Below are 234 nucleotides of genomic sequence, written 5' to 3' on the forward strand. Positions count from 1 at the left end.
ATAGAACCGGATAAAGAGCTATTCGAGTGTTATGATGAAGTTTTTAATATTATGATTACAGATATATCAGGAATAACAAAAAAAGAAGCCAAGGAAATTCATGATATTATAAAAAAATGTGATGGCGGCTTCTTGAATATGTCAGGCTACTATTCTGTTGTTTGGGATAAGTATTTCAAAGGTAGATATTGGCAGTGGGATGAATATGATGAATGGAATGCCATATTCACGAAA

The 234-nt window shown here is 32.1% G+C and carries 1 protein-coding gene; it reads left to right on the plus strand.

Going from position 1 to position 234, the window contains the following annotated elements; translation table 11 throughout:
- Positions 1–234, plus strand: a 234-nt coding sequence (locus B4920_RS29705; RefSeq protein WP_161493405.1) for a hypothetical protein, incomplete at both ends; no start/stop codon positions are given.

The organism is Zoogloea sp. LCSB751, assembly GCF_002028455.1.
In the GTDB taxonomy this organism is placed as follows: domain Bacteria; phylum Pseudomonadota; class Gammaproteobacteria; order Burkholderiales; family Rhodocyclaceae; genus Zoogloea.